20 protein-coding genes are annotated in these 17,701 nt (G+C 67.2%); 14 read left to right on the top strand and 6 right to left on the bottom strand.

From position 1 onward, the window contains the following. Positions 1-22 precede the first annotated feature (22 nt). Together thpR and RVU70_RS17395 are read left to right on the top strand one after the other, a co-directional pair. Positions 23-592, top strand: a complete 570-nt coding sequence (gene thpR, locus RVU70_RS17400) for an RNA 2',3'-cyclic phosphodiesterase (protein ID WP_363348573.1) — start codon at positions 23-25, stop codon at positions 590-592. A gap of 63 nt (positions 593-655) precedes the next feature. Beyond that, a complete protein-coding gene (locus RVU70_RS17395) occupies positions 656-991 on the top strand; it encodes a hypothetical protein (RefSeq protein WP_363348571.1) in 336 nt (111 codons plus the stop codon). Here RVU70_RS17395 and RVU70_RS17390 read toward each other — a convergent pair. The 4 genes from RVU70_RS17390 to ftsE all read right to left on the bottom strand — a co-directional run bounded on the left by RVU70_RS17390 (position 988) and on the right by ftsE (position 4,299). After that, positions 988-1,806, bottom strand: coding sequence for a lysophospholipid acyltransferase family protein (locus RVU70_RS17390; RefSeq protein WP_363348569.1), 819 nt, complete (start codon positions 1,804-1,806; stop codon positions 988-990). The two genes, RVU70_RS17395 and RVU70_RS17390, sit on opposite strands and share 4 nt — an antisense overlap. A 63-nt stretch (positions 1,807-1,869) precedes the next feature. Next, entirely contained in the window at positions 1,870-2,628 is a 759-nt protein-coding gene (locus RVU70_RS17385) for a YdcF family protein (protein WP_363348567.1), read from the bottom strand. Between the two features lie 25 nt (positions 2,629-2,653). Further along, on the bottom strand, positions 2,654-3,631 hold the full coding sequence (locus RVU70_RS17380) for an ABC transporter permease (RefSeq protein WP_363348565.1): 978 nt from the start codon (positions 3,629-3,631) through the stop codon (positions 2,654-2,656). Between the two features lie 5 nt (positions 3,632-3,636). Then, positions 3,637-4,299 (bottom strand): cell division ATP-binding protein FtsE, encoded by a 663-nt coding sequence (gene ftsE / locus RVU70_RS17375; protein ID WP_363348563.1) that lies wholly within the window; start codon positions 4,297-4,299, stop codon positions 3,637-3,639. A 148-nt stretch (positions 4,300-4,447) separates the two neighbouring features. On the opposite strand from ftsE, the gene RVU70_RS17370 reads away from it, so the two are divergent. From RVU70_RS17370 to RVU70_RS17315, 12 genes are all read left to right on the top strand, one after another. Next, positions 4,448-5,041, top strand: coding sequence for a hypothetical protein (locus tag RVU70_RS17370; protein ID WP_363348561.1), 594 nt, complete (start codon positions 4,448-4,450; stop codon positions 5,039-5,041). Positions 5,042-5,080: 39 nt separating this feature from the next. Then, complete coding sequence (locus RVU70_RS17365; protein ID WP_363348559.1) at positions 5,081-5,290, top strand: hypothetical protein; 210 nt, start codon at positions 5,081-5,083, stop codon at positions 5,288-5,290. 106 nt (positions 5,291-5,396) lie between these two features. After that, complete coding sequence (locus tag RVU70_RS17360; protein WP_363348557.1) at positions 5,397-7,745, top strand: PAS domain S-box protein; 2,349 nt, start codon at positions 5,397-5,399, stop codon at positions 7,743-7,745. 67 nt (positions 7,746-7,812) lie between these two features. Continuing rightward, a complete protein-coding gene (pyrC, locus tag RVU70_RS17355; protein WP_363348555.1) occupies positions 7,813-9,117 on the top strand; it encodes a dihydroorotase in 1,305 nt (434 codons plus the stop codon). Then, positions 9,114-9,614 carry a pantetheine-phosphate adenylyltransferase gene (coaD, locus tag RVU70_RS17350; RefSeq protein ID WP_363348553.1) on the top strand — a complete coding sequence of 167 codons (501 nt, stop codon included), beginning with the start codon at positions 9,114-9,116 and terminating at the stop codon, positions 9,612-9,614. Before pyrC ends, coaD begins: the two co-directional genes overlap by 4 nt. An 18-nt stretch (positions 9,615-9,632) precedes the next feature. Further along, positions 9,633-10,187: a peptidylprolyl isomerase gene (locus RVU70_RS17345; RefSeq protein ID WP_363348551.1), complete on the top strand. Its 555-nt coding sequence runs from the start codon at positions 9,633-9,635 to the stop codon at positions 10,185-10,187. Between the two features lie 114 nt (positions 10,188-10,301). Beyond that, entirely contained in the window at positions 10,302-10,760 is a 459-nt protein-coding gene (locus RVU70_RS17340) for a peptidylprolyl isomerase (protein ID WP_363348549.1), read from the top strand. 105 nt (positions 10,761-10,865) lie between these two features. After that, positions 10,866-11,945: a tRNA preQ1(34) S-adenosylmethionine ribosyltransferase-isomerase QueA gene (queA, locus tag RVU70_RS17335; RefSeq protein ID WP_363348546.1), complete on the top strand. Its 1,080-nt coding sequence runs from the start codon at positions 10,866-10,868 to the stop codon at positions 11,943-11,945. After that, entirely contained in the window at positions 11,942-12,271 is a 330-nt protein-coding gene (locus RVU70_RS17330) for a hypothetical protein (protein WP_363348544.1), read from the top strand. Before queA ends, RVU70_RS17330 begins: the two co-directional genes overlap by 4 nt. After that, complete coding sequence (gene tgt, locus RVU70_RS17325) at positions 12,268-13,404, top strand: tRNA guanosine(34) transglycosylase Tgt (protein ID WP_363348542.1); 1,137 nt, start codon at positions 12,268-12,270, stop codon at positions 13,402-13,404. Before RVU70_RS17330 ends, tgt begins: the two co-directional genes overlap by 4 nt. Positions 13,405-13,457: 53 nt before the next feature. Further along, entirely contained in the window at positions 13,458-14,000 is a 543-nt protein-coding gene (locus RVU70_RS17320) for a HigA family addiction module antitoxin (RefSeq protein WP_363348540.1), read from the top strand. Continuing rightward, positions 13,981-15,198, top strand: coding sequence for a DNA methyltransferase (locus tag RVU70_RS17315; protein ID WP_363348538.1), 1,218 nt, complete (start codon positions 13,981-13,983; stop codon positions 15,196-15,198). Before RVU70_RS17320 ends, RVU70_RS17315 begins: the two co-directional genes overlap by 20 nt. 44 nt (positions 15,199-15,242) lie before the next feature. Here the strand turns inward: RVU70_RS17315 and RVU70_RS17310 are convergent, their stop codons facing one another. Both RVU70_RS17310 and recG read right to left on the bottom strand, forming a co-directional pair. Further along, positions 15,243-15,392, bottom strand: coding sequence for a hypothetical protein (locus tag RVU70_RS17310; protein WP_363348536.1), 150 nt, complete (start codon positions 15,390-15,392; stop codon positions 15,243-15,245). A gap of 112 nt (positions 15,393-15,504) precedes the next feature. Continuing rightward, on the bottom strand, positions 15,505-17,607 hold the full coding sequence (recG, locus tag RVU70_RS17305; protein WP_363348534.1) for an ATP-dependent DNA helicase RecG: 2,103 nt from the start codon (positions 17,605-17,607) through the stop codon (positions 15,505-15,507). Positions 17,608-17,701: the final 94 nt, after the last annotated feature.

Here is a 17,701-nt window from a genome sequence, read left to right as displayed (position 1 = left end):
CTCCAACGGCGAGGAGGAACACATGCCAAGACTTTTTACGGCCCTTGAAGTTCCTCCCCATGTCGCGGAGAGCCTCGCGCGGCTGCGCGGCGGCGTCTCGGGCGCCCGCTGGATCGACGTCGAAAATTATCACATCACCGTGCGCTTCATCGGCGACGTCGACGACGCCTTCGCCCGCGACGCCGCCAATGCGCTTTCCTTCGTGCGTCGGCCGGAGCTGGAGGTGACGATCGACCAGCTCGATTCCTTTGGGGGCGGCAGGCCGCGCGCCATCGTCGCGCGCGTGAGGTCGACGCCGGCGCTTCTCGAGATGCAGGCGGAGCAGGAGCGCCTGATGCGCCGGCTCGGCGCCCCGCCGGAAGCGCGCAAATATGCGCCGCATGTGACGCTGGCGCGGCTGCGCGGATCGAATTCGGCTTCGGTCGCCGCCTATCTCGGCGCGCGCGGCTATTTCCCGCCGCTCAAATTCACCGCCGAGCGCTTCGTGCTCTATTCGTCCCGCGACTCGGTTGGCGGCGGGCCCTATATCGTCGAAGCCGAGTATCCGTTGCTCCCAGCGCCGGCGGCGTTGAATGGGGTGGTGGGGTTGTAGGATATTGCGCTTGAGCTCGAGGTCGCGCATTATTGACGCTCGAGTGAAAGTGAGTGCGCTGACGTGAGCGAACAACCCGACAACCTCGTCGTCCATATCCTGCGCGAGATCCGCGCCGAAATGGCCGGCATGCGCTCAGAGATGGTGACCATCCGCGAGACAATGGCGACGAAGGACGAAATCCAGTCTCTCCGCGCTGACGTGGCGTCGGACATCGCGACGCTCGACGCCAAGATCGACAGGACCCGGAAGGATTTGAGCGACCAGATCGTGGGTTTGCGCCGCGCCGTCGTCGAGTACCACACGACAGTCGTCGGCCATGGCGTCTTGATCAGCGAAATGGAAGGCCGGCTGCGTCGCGTCGAGCAGACGCTGGGGCTTGCGCCCGAGGCGCGCTAAGCCTTCTCGACCCGCTCCCGCGCCGCTTTGCGGCTGTCCCTGGCCAGCGCCTTGGCGCGGCCTTCCTCGACGACCGCCGCGAGGCTCGGGTCCCTCGCCACCGCCTCCGCGATCAGGCGGTCTGAGGCCGTCTCGATTTCTCTTTGCAGCTTCTCGAAGAATTCGCGCGCCGGCAGGCCCGGCGGAATCATCGGCAGAAATTCGATGACCGCCGTGCCGGGGCGGATCAGGAAGGAGCGGCGCGGCCAGAAGAGGCCGGCGTTCAGCGCCACCGGCAGCGCCGGAACGTCCGACGCCGCGTAGAGATGGGCGATGCCGAATTTATAGGCCGGCGCCGCCCCCGCCGGGCGGCGCGTGCCTTCCGGAAAGATGAACAGCTGGCGGCCTTGCGCGAAAATATGCTTCGCCTTTTCGATGAGCTGCGGCAGCAGCTTGCCGCCCTTGGCGCGATTGATGCCGATCTGCTCGGCCGACAACAGGTACCAGCCGAAGAAGGGAATCATCACCAGCTCGCGCTTCAGAATGTAGCTGAAGTCCGGAAAACGGATCGGCAGGACGAAGGTGTCCCAGATCGATTGATGCTTGCTGGCGACGATCATGGCGCCGCCCTTCGGGGGGATGTTCTCCAGGCCGCGCCACTCGATTTCGAGACCGCAGATCTTGTCCGCGAGCCACAGCGAGGTACGGCCCCATGTCCGGCCGAGCTCCATGGAGACGCGGCGGGGCATGAGCAGGCCCGGCAGCCAGATCACCATCAGCAGGATGGTGTTGGCCCAGAACAAAATCTGGAAAACAAGCGAGCGCAGGAAGAGCATTGAGGCACCGTTCGCGACAGACGCGCGCCTTTTACGTCAGCGTGGCCCGGCTCTACAAGGCGTTCATTCGGCCGACGCCTCGCTGCTGCGCAAGGGGCCCAGGTCGAGTTCGCCCGCGCTTTCCGGGCGCAGCGCCACGCGCGTCAGGGCGCCCAGGAATTTAACGTATTCGCTGCCGATGAGCCGCATGACGGCCGGGTCGCTCGCCCAGCCCGCGACATTCACGTGCTCGCTCACGACCGGGAAGGGATAGAGCTTGACCTCGGGAAGCGCGGCCGACAGTTCAACGAGCGCCCGCGGCATGTGGTAATTCGAGGTCACCACGATGAGGGAGCGGGAGATATTGTGCACCTGCGCCCATTGCCTGGTTTCCCGCGCATTGCCAAAGGTGTCGAGCGCCTCGTAGCCGAGATCGACGCAGCAGTTGAAGAGGTCGCGCGAGACCGGGAGGCGTTTTGCGAGCACCGAGCTGCGCGTCGCGCGGTTGACGCCGGTGATAAGCAGCCGGCGCGCCTGTCCGCGGGCCAGAAGTTCGGCCGCCTCCAGCACGCGGTCGGAGCCCCCGGTCAGCGCCACGACGCCCTCGGTCTTGACGGAAAGCTTCGGCTCGACTCGCGCCAGCGACAGCGCGAACCAGACGTAGCCGAGACCGAAAGCAAGCGCGCCGGCCCCGATCAGGCTTGCCGCCGTCAGGAGAATCACGCGCGCCAGGCTGGCCCGCGTCGCACGCCACCAGCGCGCCATCGCCCTCACCTTGCCGTTCCTCTCGCCCTTGAGCCGATCGCGCGCGGAGGCGCGATTCCTGGAGAGATATATGGTCATAAGCCGCCGCCCGGGGCGAGAGGGATCATCCGAGGCCCCGCAGGTGGCGGAAGACGATGCGGCGCGACAGCCAGCCGGTCAGAAATGCCACGCCGCCGGCGAGAAGCAGAATGACGACGAAGCCTGCGGCCCCGATCGCGAGGTCGCCGAAGATCGCCTGCATCTGCTCGCCGCCGGCGGTCGTGCGCCACTGGCGCAGAGCCGCCTGCGCGGCGAGAAGGAAGGCGATCGCCGCGCCGCCGCCGATCAGCGCCCCGCGCAGGCCGAGCGCGAGAAAGCGGCGCTGAAACTCTTGCGCGATGAACCCGTCTGCGGCCCCGACGACGTGCAGCACCTCGACAATCTCGCGGTTGGTGGACACGGCCGCGCGCGTCGCCGAGGCGACGGCGATGCCCAAGGCGCCGACGATCAGCACGAAGATCATCGCCGCGACGGCGACGACGGCCCGCGCCATGTCGCCGAGGCGGGCCGTGAAGATGCGATGGTCGTCGAAAGTGGCGTTGGGCGCGGCGCCGGCGAGCGCCTCGCGAAGTTCAGAGAGATCGGGGCGGCTCCTGGGGTCGAGCTTCGCGACGATCATGCGCGGCATGGGGAGCTGGGAAAGATCGAGACCCTGGCCGAGCCAGGGCGCCAAAAGGCTTTCCGACTCCGTCTTGGAGTAAATCTGCGCTTCGCGGACGCCCGGCGTATCGCGCAGGATGTCGGCCACGACGCGTAGATCCGACTCCATGTCGCGGCCCGGCGCGGGCCGAACCTGCACGGTCGCCTCGCTCGCCGCTTCGCTGCGCCATTCGCTGCTTGCGTCGGCGACCAGAATGGCGGCCGCGGCGGCGAGCGCGGCGAGGAAAGTCATGATCGCGATCACCATGACGAGCGAGCGCCCGGCGATGGAATCGGTCGGCACGAGCGGGGAGGGCTGGGCCGGATCGTCCTCGCCGACGTCCGCGCTCGCGCGGCGCGATTTGACGCGCGAGACCCAGCGGCTGGCGACTTCCCAGTCCATGAGCTTCACTCGAAAATATGCAGACGGCCTTCGGCGAGGACGAGGCGGCGCGCCTCCTCGTACTGGTCCATCAGGCTCAGATCATGGGTGGCGATGATGACGGCGGTCCCCGATTTGTGAAGCTCGACAAAGAGCCGCAGGATGCGTCGGGCGAGCGTTGGATCGACGTTCCCCGTGGGTTCGTCGGCGAGCAGAAGCCTGGGCTGGGAGATGAGGGCGCGCGCGATGGAGGCGCGCTGTTTCTCACCGCCCGAAAGGATGCTCGGCACGCAATGCTTGCGCTCGCCGAGGCCCACCCACTTGAGCAATTCGAGAACCTCCGCGCGATAACTCGATTCCTCCCGGCCAAGAACGCGCAGCGGCAGCGCGACATTCTCGTAAAGCGTCAAATGGTCGAGCAGGCGGAAGTCCTGAAAAACGACGCCGATCTGGCGGCGCATTTCGGTGACTTCGTCCTGGTCGAGCGTGGCCGTGTCGCGGTCGAAGATGCTGATGAGCCCCCGCGTCGGCTTGAGCGCCATGATGATCAGGCGCATCAGCGTCGTCTTGCCGGCGCCCGACGGGCCGGTAAGGAACTGAAACGATTGCGGCGCGATGTCGAAGCTGATGTCGCGGAGCGTTTCCGGCCCCACGCCATATCGCAATCCGACATTTTCGAAGCTCAACACGCTCGCTCCCCCATGGCCGCGCGGATGGACGCGCGAGGGCCGAGGAATCGCGCCGCGGAAGAATAGTCAGTTCACGCGCCCTTAACCATAACCGGCGTTAATGAAACGAGGCTTTTGTTCACTGCGCCGCAAAAATCTGGAGCGCGAAATGAGTGTTGCAGGCGATCGGGACGGACGACGGTTGTGGCGCGAAATCAGCGCGGAAGCCGAAAGCGCGGCGAACCGCGAGCCGAGCTTTGACGAAATGTGGCGCCGCGCGCCGCGGCCGCCGGTCCGCGAACTCCCGCCCGTCGAACGCGACCGCTGGCCCGTCATTGCGACGATTGTCGCGATCGTCCTCGGCGTCTCGGCGCTCATCGCCATGCGCGAGCGAATCGTCCGCATCCTACCGCCCATGGCGACCGCCTATCGGCTTCTGGGCGCGCCCGTGAATCTCGCGGGCCTGGAGCTGCGCGACATCCGCGCGAAAATCGTGATGGAGGGCGCACGCAGAGTGCTCGTGACGGAGGGGGAGATCGTCAACTTGAGGCGCGAGCCCAACCGGGCGCCGCCGCTCGCCCTGTCGGTTCGCGGAGCCAATGGCCTCGAGCGCTACGCCTGGACCGCCCCGACGCCGAAGTCCCGGCTCGAGGCCGCGGAAAAGATCGCCTTCCGCGCCCGCCTCGCCTCGCCGCCCGATGAAGGGACGGAGGTGCTGGTCCGCTTCGCCCGGGCGGACGAAGTCGGGCGTAGGACAAGGTAGGCTTTTCGCCCGTCTTGCGGCTGCGCCACCGAGCGCGTCGTGCGGCGTTTCCTGCCCGAAGACGCCTCGGATGAGGAGGTGGCCGTCCGCACGGTCTGGCTGGCGCGACAGCCGATCTTCTTCGTGCGGGAGGCGGATGCGCTGTCGCTCCCGCCGTTTTCGATCCGACTCGAACCTGACGCCGTGGAGCGGCTGGTTGAAACATTGGCCGCTTTGAGCCTGTCGGGCCTGACCGCAGACCGGCCGTGAAATTGAGTCGCAGCGGCCTCATCTTGACGGTAACGCGCGGTCAAGGTTATGACGTTGCTGATTAAATCTCCTCCAGCCGATACGGGGGCCAGAGGAGCCTCCCGGCGTGTCGCGCGACTTTCTGTCGCCCGCGCTGCCCCTTCAACTGGAGGCGCACATGTTTTCGGACGAGGAGTTCCGGCGAGTCCTGTTCGACGCCAGTCCGGACTGCATCCTGTTATTGGATGAAGACGGACGCGTGCTGAGCGTCAACGAGGCCTGCCTGCGTCTGATGCAGGCGATGAGTTCGACCGAAGTCGCTGGACTCGTCTGGCTCGACCGGTGGCCGCCCGCCGCGCGCGAGAACGTCTCCAAAGCGCTGAGCGCCGCCAGAGGCGGGGCGACGGTGCGCTTCGAGGAGAGCCGTCTAGCGACTGGCGAAGAGATACTGTGGAATGTCTGCGTCGCGCCGATCCGGGCGCGCCAGACTGGCGCCATTCGTCTTCTCTGCATCTGCCGCGACGTCACCGACGCCCGCCGCGCTGAGCGGCAATCGGAGGAGAGCGAGGCATGGCTGCAGGTCGGTTGCGCCGTCGCCGGGCTCACGCTCGCCAGGGTCGACTACAAAAAGGACGCCGTAAGTCTTTCGGCGGAGGCCGCGAGGCTTTTCGGCCTCGGCGAGGTCCCCGTAGCGGTCCCGCGCGATGTCCTTCACAGACTGTTTCATCCCGACGACGCCGGCGCGATCATGGATGCGATCAGCCATGCGCTCGACCCTTCTGGCCCCGGCTGGTTCGAGATGGACCACCGGATCATCCGCCCTTCAGGCGAGATGCGCTGGGTGCGGGTGCGTAAGCAGGTGGTTTTCGACGGAGAGGGCGGCGAGCGGCGCCCCTCTCATGCAACGCTCGCCGCCTTCGACGTGACGAAGGAGCAAGCGACGGAAGAGACGCTGCAGAAAAGCGAGGAGTTTCTGCGCGCCATCCTCGATTCCCTGCCGCATCACGTGGCCGTCATCGGCTCCGACGGAAAGATCGTCGCCGTCAACAAGCCCTGGGAGCGCTTCGCGCGAATGCAGGGCGGCGCTTATGCCCACGTCGCCCCGGGCGTCGATTATCTCGCAACGGCGCGGGCGGCCGCTTCGGATGGAGACCTATACGCCCGGGGCGCAATCGAAGGCATTTACGCCGTCATGAGCGGCAGATCGGAAGGGTTCGTGCTGGAATATCCCTGTCACGCGCCCGACCGCGAGCAATGGTTCGAGATGCACGTCGCGCGTCTGTCGGGGCCGCCCGCCGCGCTTGTCCTCAGCCACACCGACATCACCGACCGCAGACGCAACGAGCAGAAGCGGCGGGAGGCGGAGGAACGGCTGAGGAAAAGCGACCGCAACAAGGACGAGTTCATCGCCACGCTGGCGCACGAGTTGAGAAACCCGCTTTCGCCCTTGCGCTCGGGCCTTCAGTTCCTTCGCCGAGCCGAGCCCGGCGACCCGAGGGTCGCGCGCATGCAGGAGATCATGGAGCGGCAGGTCGTTCATCTGGTGCGGCTCGTCGACGACCTGATCGACGTTTCCCGCATCAGCCGCGGCAAGCTCGAGCTCAAGAAAGAGCTGGTCGATCTCGCCGACATTTTGAAGCAGGCGATTGGAGATGTGCGCGCGCTTACGGAGGCCAAGAATCTGACTGTTCAGGTCTCGGGCCTCGACGAAGCGCTGCCGGCGGAATGCGATCCCGTCCGAGTGTCGCAGATGTTCGTCAACCTGCTCGACAACGCCATCAAATATACCGATGCGGGCGGGACGGTTGGCGTCGCCGCCGAACGCGATGGGGGGCAAGTTTGCGTCGCCATCAGCGATTCAGGCGTGGGCATCTCTTCGCAAATGCTGCCGCAGATCTTCGATCTGTTCACGCAGGGCGAAGGGTCTCCGAAACATGGACGCGCGGGGCTCGGCATTGGTCTCTCCCTGGTGCGGAAGCTTGTCGAACTGCATGGCGGCTCCGTCGAGGCGCAGAGCGATGGCGAGGGGCGCGGCGCACGCTTCCTGGTTCGCTTGCCGTTGTCCCTGGGAGCGCCCGAGCGCGAGTCAAAGGGCGAAGCGGCGCCGCGCATGGGCGGAAAGGGTCGGCGCGCGCTCCTCATCGACGATAACCGGGATGCGGTCGACACGCTTGCGGTGGCGCTCAAGAGCCTGGGCTTCGAGGTTGACGTCGCCTACAGCGGCGCCGAGGGCCTGGCGCGGGCCGCGGCGCTCAGGCCCGGTCTGGTGCTCCTGGATTTGGGCATGCCGATCATGGACGGCTATCAGACCGCGCGCGCGCTGCGGGCGCAGCCGGGCGGCGCGGAGATCGAGATTGTCGCTCTCACCGGCTGGGGCGAGGAAGAGACGCGCCGCCGCGTGAAGGAGGCGGGTTTCGACGGCCATCTGATCAAGCCGGCGCGGATCGAGGACATTGCGGCGCTGTTCATGAAATGAGGAGCGTTAAGCGCGGAGGGCCGGCCCGGACGTTTCCAACCCCGGCAAAATGGCCTAATCAGGCGCCATGGCCACTGACCCCCTCGCGCCGACTCTTTTCGTCAACGCCCGTCTGATCGACCCCGCCACCGGCGTCGAGTCGCAGGGCGGGCTTCTGGTTTCGAACGGGCGCATCGCCGATCTGGGGCCGGGCCTTCGCCCCGACGCCGCGCCCGAGGGCGCGCGGGTCGTCGACTGCCGAGGCGACGTGCTCGCGCCCGGCCTCATCGACATGCAGGCCTTCGTTGGCGAGCCCGGCGCGGAGCACCGCGAGACCATCGCCAGCGCGACGCTCTCAGCCGCCGTCGGCGGCGTCACCACGCTGGTCTCCACGAGCGCCGCCTTTCCCGCGGTCGACGATCCGGCGGTCGTCGACTTTGTCCTGCGACGCGCGCGCGACACCGGAAAGGTGCGCGTGCTGCCCATGGCGGCGCTGACCAAGGGACGCGAGGGCAAGGAGATTGCCGAGATCGGCCTTCTCCAGCAGGCGGGCGCCGTCGCTTTTTTCGACGGCGCGCACTCGATCCGCAACGCGCTCGTCATGCGCCGGGCGATGAGCTACGCGCGCGACTTCGGCGCGCTGGTCGTGCATTTCACCCAGGACCCAGACCTTGCCGGCGGCGTGATGAACGAGGGCGAATTCGCGCTGCGCCTCGGCCTCTCGGGCATTCCGCGCGAGGCCGAGGCGGTCGTGCTCGACCGCGACCTGCGCCTCGTGGCCCTCACCGGCGCCCGCTACCACGCCGCGATCCTCACCTCGACGCTCTCGCTCGAGTCGCTCAGCGCGGCCAAGGCGGCGGGACTGCCCGTGACTGCCGGCGTGACGATCAACCATCTGACCCTCAATGAAAGCGACATCGGCGATTACCGCACCTTCCTGAAGCTGCGTCCGCCCCTGCGTCACGAGGAGGAGCGCAAGGCGCTGGTCGCCGCGCTGGCGGAGGGCCTCATCGACGTGATCGTCTCGGACCATGATCCGCAGGACGTGGAAACCAAGCGCCTGCCGTTCGCAGAGGCCGAATTCGGCGCGATCGGCGTCGAGACCATGCTCGCCGCGGGCATGCGTCTCGTCCATTCGGGCGACGTGAGCCTGCCGAGGCTGCTCGCAGCGATGTCGTCGCGTCCCGCAGAAATCCTCGGGCTGGAGCAGGGGCGCCTGCAAAAGGGCGCGCCCGCCGATCTGATCCGCTTCGACCCCGACGAGCCTTTCGTCGTCGACCCCGACCTGTTGCATTCGCGTTGCCGCAATACGCCCTTCGACGGCGCCTTGTTGCAGGGCGTCGTGAAGACCACCATGGTCGCCGGGCGCATCGTGCACGAGATCGCGCCATGACGCGGATCGCGCTTTATTCCGGCACCTTCGATCCGCTGACCAACGGCCATCTCGACGTGCTGCGCCAGGGCGTCGCGCTCTTCGACAAGGTCGTCGTGGCGATCGGCGTGCATCCCGGCAAATCTCCCTGGCTGACCTTCGAGGAGCGGGCCGAGACGATCGCCGACGTGAGCGCGGCCGAGGGCTTCGCGGGCGCCGTAGAGGCTGTGAGCTTCGACGGCCTCGTTGTCGAGGCGGCGCGCGCCGCCGGCGCCGGCGCGATCCTGCGCGGATTGCGCGACGGCTCCGACTTCGACTATGAAATGCAGATGGCGGGGATGAACGGGACGCTGGCGCCCGCTATTCGCACGGTTTTCCTGCCTGCTTCGCCGGGGCTGCGCCATATCAGCGGCACCCTCGTGCGCCAGATTGCGGCGCTTGGCGGCGACGTGTCGGCCTTCGCGCCGGCCGCTTCCGTCGAGGCCCTCAAACGCGCCATTGCAAGGCGCGGCAATTAAAGCCTTAAGGGAGGCTCAATGAAACTTACCCGTCGTGTTCTGCTCTCCGCCGTGGCCGTTTCGGCTGCGCTCGGGACCGCTTCTTTGGCCCGCGCCGAAGACAAGCTCCTTTATATCGACACCAAGGACGGCCGCATCGCCATCAAGCTGCGCCCCGATCTCGCGCCCAAGCATGTCGAGCGCATCGAGCGCCTCGCCAAGGAACATTTCTACGACAACATCGCCTTTCATCGCGTGATCGAGGGCTTCATGGCGCAGGGCGGCGATCCCGACGGCACCGGCATGGGCAGCTCGCGCTATCCCGACCTCAAGGCAGAATTCAGTAACGAACCCTTCAAGCGCGGCACGGTCGCCATGGCCCGCCAGCCGGGCGACAAGGACTCGGCCAATTCGCAGTTCTTCATCTGCTTCGCCGAGGCGCCGCAGCTCAACGGCAAATATACGATCTGGGGCGAGGTCGTCTCCGGCATGGACGTCGTCGACAAGATCAAGAAGGGCGACAAGGCCAATAACGGCGCGGTCGAGAACCCGGACCGCATGCTCAAGGTTCGGGTCGCCGGCGACGAGAGCTGACCCCTTTCAGCGTTGGCCGGGCTTGTCCCGGCCGCCCACGCCGAGACGCTTTCGTGGATAGCCGGGACAGGCCCGGCCATCTCGACGAGCGGGCGACAATACAAAGGACAGAAAATGACTGAAGCCGCCGACACTCTGACGCTCGAGACCACCAAGGGTCCCGTCGTTATCAAATTGCGACCCGATCTTGCGCCCAAGCATGTCGAGCGCATCAAGAAGCTCGTCTCCGAGGGCTTCTATGACGGCATTGTGTTTCACCGCGTCATCGAGGGCTTCATGGCGCAGACCGGCTGTCCGCGCGGCACCGGCACCGGCGGTTCGCAATATCCGAACCTCGAGCAGGAATTCAACGACGCGCCGCATGTGCGCGGGACCTGCTCCATGGCGCGCGCCTCGCATCCGGACACGGCCAATTCGCAGTTCTTCATCTGCTTCGACGACGCCCGCTTCCTCGACAAGCAATATACGGTCTGGGGCGAAGTGATTTCCGGCATGGAGAACGTCGACAAGATCAAGCGCGGCGAGCCGGTGAGAGATCCGGACAAGATCATCAAGGCGACGCTCAGCGCCTGATCCATTCCCTCTCCCCGCGCGCGGGGAGAGGGTTAGGGTGAGGGGCGAGCCCCCTCACCCCAGCCCTCTCCCCATTGCATCGGGAGAGGTGGCCGCGACCCCGACATGCGCGTCGATCTCTTCGACTTCGACCTTCCCCAGGACCGTATTGCGCTGCGCCCCGCCGAGCCGCGCGACAGCGCGCGCCTGCTCGTCGTGCCGCCGACGGGCGCTCTCGAAGATCGGATTGTGCGCGATCTGCCGTCCTTTCTGAAAGAAGGCGACGTCCTCGTCGTCAACGACACGCGCGTCATTCACGCGCGCCTTTCCGGCAAAAGACGCCGCGGCGCCTTGAGCGCGGGCGTCGAGGCGACGTTGATCGAACGACTCGACGGGTCGCGTTGGCGCGCGCTGATGCGGCCAGCGAAGAAACTCGCCATCGGCGACCTTGTCCGCTTCGGCCGCGAAAGCGAGGGGGCCTGCCTGTCCGGCGTGCTCGACGCGCATGTCGAGGCCAAGGGCGACGAGGGGGAGATTGCGCTTCGCTTCGAGCTCTCCGGCGCAGCACTCGACGAGGCGATCGAGGCTGCAGGCGAGATGCCGCTGCCGCCCTATATCGCCGGTAAGCGCGCCGCCGACGCCCGCGACGAAGCGGATTACCAGACGGTCTTCGCGCGCGAGGCCGGCGCCGTCGCCGCGCCGACGGCGGGTCTGCATTTCACGGCCCCGCTGCTTGCGGCGCTGACGGCGAAGGGCGTCTCGCTGCATCGCGTGACCCTGCATGTCGGCGCCGGCACCTTCTTGCCCGTAAAGGCGGAGGATACGGAGGCCCACAAAATGCACGAGGAGTTCGCGCGCATCGATGGCGAAACCGCTGAGGCCCTTAACGCGGCCCGCGCCAGGGGCGGCCGCATCGTCGCGGTCGGCACCACGGCGCTGCGCACGCTCGAAAGCGCCGCCGCGCCGGACGGACGCCTCGCCGCTTACGCCTCGCGTACGAGCATCTTCATCACGCCGGGCTATAAATTCCGTGCGACGGACATGCTGCTCACCAATTTCCATCTGCCGCGTTCGACGCTGTTCATGCTCGTCTCGGCCTTTTGCGGCCTCGACCGCATGAAGGCCGCCTATGCGCACGCCATCGCCGGCGGCTACCGCTTCTATTCCTATGGCGACGCCAGCCTGCTGTATCGCGCCGACGCATGACGCGCAGCGTTCGCCTGATCGCGCAGTGGCGCGATGATCCCACGGAGGCGCTGATGACGGTTGACCTGCGCGCGGACGGCCTTCGCTTCGCCGCGACCTGGGACGTCTTCGGCGCGGTCGATCTCGACGGCGCGCGGCCGCGTCCCTTCATCCTGCGCCGAGACGGACGCATCGACTTCGGCGAGAGCGACGATCGCTGGCGCACGGATTTACGCGACGCGGAACTGAAGGTCGGGACGCTCTTCACCGTCTGGTTCAACGAGACCGACCACGGGATCTACAAAATCGTCAAGATCGCCGAACCCGGCGCGAAGGAACGCAGATGAGCGCTGAATTCTCCTTTACCCTTCAGGCGACCGACGGAGCGGCGCGCAAGGGCGAAATCTTTACGCCGCGCGGAACCATCCGTACGCCGGCGTTCATGCCGGTCGGCACGGCCGCGACGGTGAAAGCCATGTTCCCCCAGGATGTGCGCGCGACCGGCGCCGACATTCTGCTGGGCAACGTTTACCATTTGATGCTGCGCCCCGGCGCCGAGCGCGTCGCGCGACTCGGCGGGCTGCATCGCTTCATGAATTGGCCCTTTCCGATCCTGACCGACTCGGGCGGCTTTCAAGTGATGTCGCTCGCCAAGCTCCGCAAGCTCGACGAAGAGGGCGTGACCTTCCAGTCTCACATCGACGGCTCGCGGCATCATCTCTCGCCCGAACGCTCCATGGAGATCCAGCACCTCCTCGGCTCTGACATTCAGATGCAATTCGACGAATGCGTGCGTCTGCCGTGTTCGGACGCGGAGGCCGAGCGGGCGATGCGGCTGTCGCTGCGCTGGGCCGAACGCTCTCGGAAGGCGTTTCGAGAACAGTCGGGCAGGGCGGTCTTCGGCATCGTGCAGGGCGGCGCCTCCAAACCCTTGCGAATCGAAAGCGCCCGGGCGTTGGCGCAAATGGATTTCCACGGCCTCGCAGTCGGCGGCCTCGCCGTCGGCGAACCGCAGGACGTGATGCTCGACATGCTGGAGACCACGCTGCCGCATCTGCCCGACGCGAAGCCCCGCTATCTGATGGGGGTGGGCACGCCGGACGACATCGTGCAGGCGGTGGCGCGCGGGATCGACATGTTCGACTGCGTCATGCCGACTCGCGCCGGTCGCCACGGCCTCGCCTATACGCGATTCGGCAAGATCAACATCAAGAATTCCCGCTACGCGGAGGATCTCTCGCCGCTCGATCCCGAATCGACGTCTCCCGCAGCCCGCGACTATTCGCGCGCCTATCTGCATCATCTCGTAAAAGCGGGGGAAATCCTCGGAATGATGCTGCTCACGCAGGCCAATGTCGCTTATTATCAGAGTTTGATGGCGGGGCTGCGGGCGGCGATCGCGGAAAGGCGGCTCGCCGATTTCATCGCCGAGACTCGCGCTCAATGGAACGCGGGGGAAGCGGCCCATCGTTCACAGTAGCGTGTTATGATGTGCGTCATGCAGAACCGCGCAGCGGTTGACCGGAGCCTGACATGGGCCGTCGCCATGGCCGTTATCATCATGCGTTGACGCAGCTCTTCCTCGCCGGGGGCTTCCCGGAACGCGTGGAGGGCGGCGGCGCCGCGGAGCGTCCGCCGGCCAAAGCCGCGGAGCGGGCGTCCCGGCCGGGGCCGCCCCAGCGGCCCCCGCCTGAGCCAGCGCCATCTCACGCCGCCCGCGCCCGGCGCGACCCCGTGCGCCGCGGCGGCCGGCCAAGCAAATTTTCTCCTGCATCAGTCGAGGGGCGCATCATGACGCCGCATCCGGGCCAGGTCCTGGCCCAGCATCTCGCCGACCTCGGATTAACCGCCTCGGACCTCGCCCGCGACATCGACGTGCCCGTCAACCGCGTGACGGCCATCCTCAACGGCCAACGCGGCGTGACGGCGGATACGGCGTTGCGGCTCGGCCATTGGTTCGGAGTCGATCCGGAGGACTGGCTTGGCCTGCAACTCGAATATGAACTGGCGCTGGCGCGGCACGAAGCCGGCGCCAGAGTGAAAAGACTGCCTCGCCTTGCCGACCGCGTCTTGTGACGCCGCGCGGGCGCCCGCCGAGGACGCCTTTCTTTCCGCCCTGCGCGCCTTCGACGCCTTCGGCGCGCCGACAGCGGTCGTGGAGGAGGGCGGTCTGACGTATTTCGTCAACGAGTATTGGACCTCGGCGCAGCGCGCCGCCCATTCGCTGCACGAGATCAGCTATCGCGCCTGTTTCAAGCCGCAGCTCCCGGCCTTTTTCATCGAGCGCCTGACGCAGCCCGGCGAGACCGTTTGCGATCCTTTCATGGGACGCGGCACGACGCCCCTTCAGGCTGCGCTGATGGGACGCCGCGCCGTCGGCTCCGACGCCAATCCGCTGGCGCTGATGTTGACGCGGCCCCGGCTGCGGCCGCCGGCGCTCGAGGACGTCGCGGCGCGACTCGCCGAGGCCCCGCTGTCGACGGGGGGCGTCGCGCCGGACGAACTGCTCGCCTTCTACCATCCCGAGACGCTGCGCCAGCTTTGCGCGTTGCGCGACTGGCTCGCCGCGCGCCTGTCCGAGGCGGCGCCCGATCCTGTCGACGACTGGATCAGAATGGTGGCGCTCAATCGGCTGACGGGCCATTCCGCGGGGTTTTTCTCTGTCTACACGCTGCCGCCCAATCAGGCGGTCAGCGTGAAGGCGCAATTGAAAATCAACGCCCGCCGCGAGCAGACGCCGCCGCTTCGCGACGTCGCCGCGCTCATATTCAAGAAATCCCGCGCGCTCCTCGCCGACGGCGCGCCGCCCCCGGCGCCGCCCGCCCATTTCGCCGTCGCCGACGCCGCCCGCCTTACGCATGTCGGCGACAACACTGTCGACCTCGTCGTCACCTCGCCGCCCTTTCTCGACATCGTCGACTATCGCGCCGACAATTGGCTGCGGAACTGGTTCGCGGGGATCGAGACGGAGGCCGTCACGATCTCGCAGTTGCGCAGCCTCGACGCCTGGTCGCGCATGACGCGCAGCGTCTTCCAGGAATTAGCCCGCGTGCTGCGGCCGGGGGGAGCTGTGGCCTATGAGGTTGGCGAAGTGCGCAACGGCGGCGTCCTGCTGGAGCGGCTGGTCTGGGAGGCGATGGCGGGGCTGCCCTTCGCGCGCCTCGGCGTCATGGTGAACCGACAGAGCTTCACCAAGACCAGCAATTGCTGGGGCGTCGCCAACAACGCCAAGGGCGTCAACAGCAACCGCATCGTCCTCGCGCGCCGGGTCTGAGACACCGCCTACTGGGGCCTCTCAAGCTTTCTCCCTGCTTGGCCTCAGCGAAGGCCGCAGGCTGGGTGATCGCAGCGGCTCTGGTGGGAGGAGGGGTCCATCGAGCCTCCCGCATGGGCGAGGCCGACGCCGACGGCAAAGAAGATGGACATGCCCAATAAGGCGCCGATGATTTTGGTGAAAGCGTTCGTCATTTCTCTCTCCATCAACTCGAGTGGTCGTTGGAGAGCAACCTAGAGGGAGTGGGGCCCGCGGTATGTGCGCCGTCGCACGCGAGCCGAGGCGCCGGCTTTGCCTGGCGACGTGTCACCCGGCCCGGAGCAGGCGGATCGCTTCGTCCCTTTCGAAGAGATACAGCAGGACGCGCAACGCCTCGCCGCGCGCGCTCGACAAAGACGGGTCGCGGCGCAGGACGAGCTCGGCGTCGTCGCGGGCGATGGCGAGGAGCCGGGCGTGGGCGGTCAGATCGGCGAGGCGGAAACCCGGCAGCCCGGCTTGGCGCGTGCCGAGCAGTTCGCCCTCGCCACGCAGCCGCAGGTCCTCTTCCGCGATACGAAATCCGTCTTCCGTCTGGCGTAAGGTGGTCAACCGCGCCTTGGCGGCCTCGCTCAACGGCCCCTTGTAAAGCAGCAGACAGCTCGATTTGCCCGTGCCGCGCCCGACGCGGCCGCGCAGCTGATGCAGCTGCGCGAGGCCGAAGCGCTCGGCGTGCTCGATCACCATGATCGTCGCCTCGGGCACGTCGACGCCCACTTCCACCACCGTGGTGGCGACAAGCACCTTCGTTTCGCCCCTCTGGAACGCCTCCATCGCCGCGTCCTTCTCAGGCCCCTTCATGCGCCCGTGCAGGAGACCGACCGCGTCGCCGAAATAATGGCGCAAATCGGCGGCGCGCGCCTCGGCGGCGGCGAGGTCGAGATCTTCATTCTCTTCGACGAGCGGGCAGACCCAATAGGCGCGCGCGCCCGACGCAACGGCGCGCATGAGGCCCGCGACGACCTCGCCGATACGGGAGGCCGGCAAAGCGCGGGTGGAAATGGGGGTGCGCCCCGGCGGCTTCTCGTCGAGGGCGGAGCAATCCATGTCGCCGAAGGCGGTGAGCGCCAGCGTGCGAGGAATGGGCGTCGCCGTCATCACGAGCACGTCGACCGCGTCCCCCTTGGCGCCGAGCGCCAGCCGCTGCTGCACCCCGAAGCGGTGCTGCTCGTCGACGACGGCGATCCCGAGATCGCGGAACGCGAGGTCGCCCTGGACGAGCGCATGGGTGCCGACGACGACCTCGATCTCGCCGGCTGCGACGGCCGCGTGAGTCGCTGCGCGTTCGCTCGCCTTGAGCCGGCCGGTCAGCAAGGCGACGCGCACGCCGGCCGGTTCGAGGAGCGGAGCGAGACGCTCGTAATGCTGGCGCGCAAGAATTTCAGTCGGCGCCATCAGAGCCGCCTGGCGGCCGCATTCGACGACGCTCGCCATGGCGAGCGCGGCGACGACCGTCTTGCCGGAGCCGACGTCGCCCTGCACCAGCCGCAGCATGCGCATGTCGGAGCCGAGGTCGGCGCGAATGTCGTCGAGCGCGCGCCGCTGCGCGCCGGTGAGGCGGAACGGCAAGGCGGCTTCGATGGTCGAAGCGATATGGCCGTCGCCCTTGTTCTCTCGGCCGGGCAGGCGGCGCATTTTGGCGCGGGTCAGTCTCAGCGCCAATTGGCTCGCCAGCAATTCGTCGAGCGCGAGGCGTTGTCGCGCCGGATGCTGCGGGGAGAGCGCCTTGACGCTGTCGGGCCGGTGCGCGGCGCGCAGCGCTTCTCCAAAACCCGGGAGTTTGTTCGCCGCCAGCACCGTCGGCTCCTGCCATTCCGGGAGGTCGGGCAGGCGCGCCAGCGCTTCTTCCGCCGCGCGTAAAACGAAGCGCGGCTGAAGCCCTTCGGTCAGCCCGTAAACGGGTTCGAAAGGCGCGAGCTTGGCGAGGCCGGCCTCGTCGAGCACGCGGTCGGGATGGACCATCTGCCGGCGGCCGTCATAAAGCTCGATGCGCCCGGAAATCCACCGCGTCGCGCCGAGCGGCAGGCTGCGTTCGATCCAGTCGGCGTTGGCGAGAAAGAAGACGAGCTCCACGTCGCCGGTCTCGTCCTCCACAAGCACGCGATAGGGCTGCTTGGCGTAGCGCCCCTGGGGACGGCGGTGATCGACGACTTGCGCCTTGATCACGACCTGCGTCTCGAGCGGCGCCTCGGCGATTGTGGGGCGCTGGCTGCGGTCGATGACATTGGTCGGCAGGTGAAACAGCAGATCGACGACGCGCGCCTGGCTTCCCGGCCTGGCGAGCAGGCGGTCGAAGAGCGGCGCGGTCTTGGGGCCGACGCCGGGCAGTGCGGCGGTCCGGCCAAATAGCGGGGCGAGAATGTCGGGGCGCATCGGAATCGCAGTTTAGCGCTTTTTCAGATCGATGGGGCGGGTCGCCGGCGCTTGTCATATTGCCGCCTCACGCCGCGGGTTATAACGTGTATAC

This window comes from Methylocystis echinoides (assembly GCF_040687965.1).
In the GTDB taxonomy this organism is placed as follows: domain Bacteria; phylum Pseudomonadota; class Alphaproteobacteria; order Rhizobiales; family Beijerinckiaceae; genus Methylocystis; species Methylocystis echinoides_A.
This window is presented reverse-complemented; position numbering and strand designations above follow the sequence as displayed.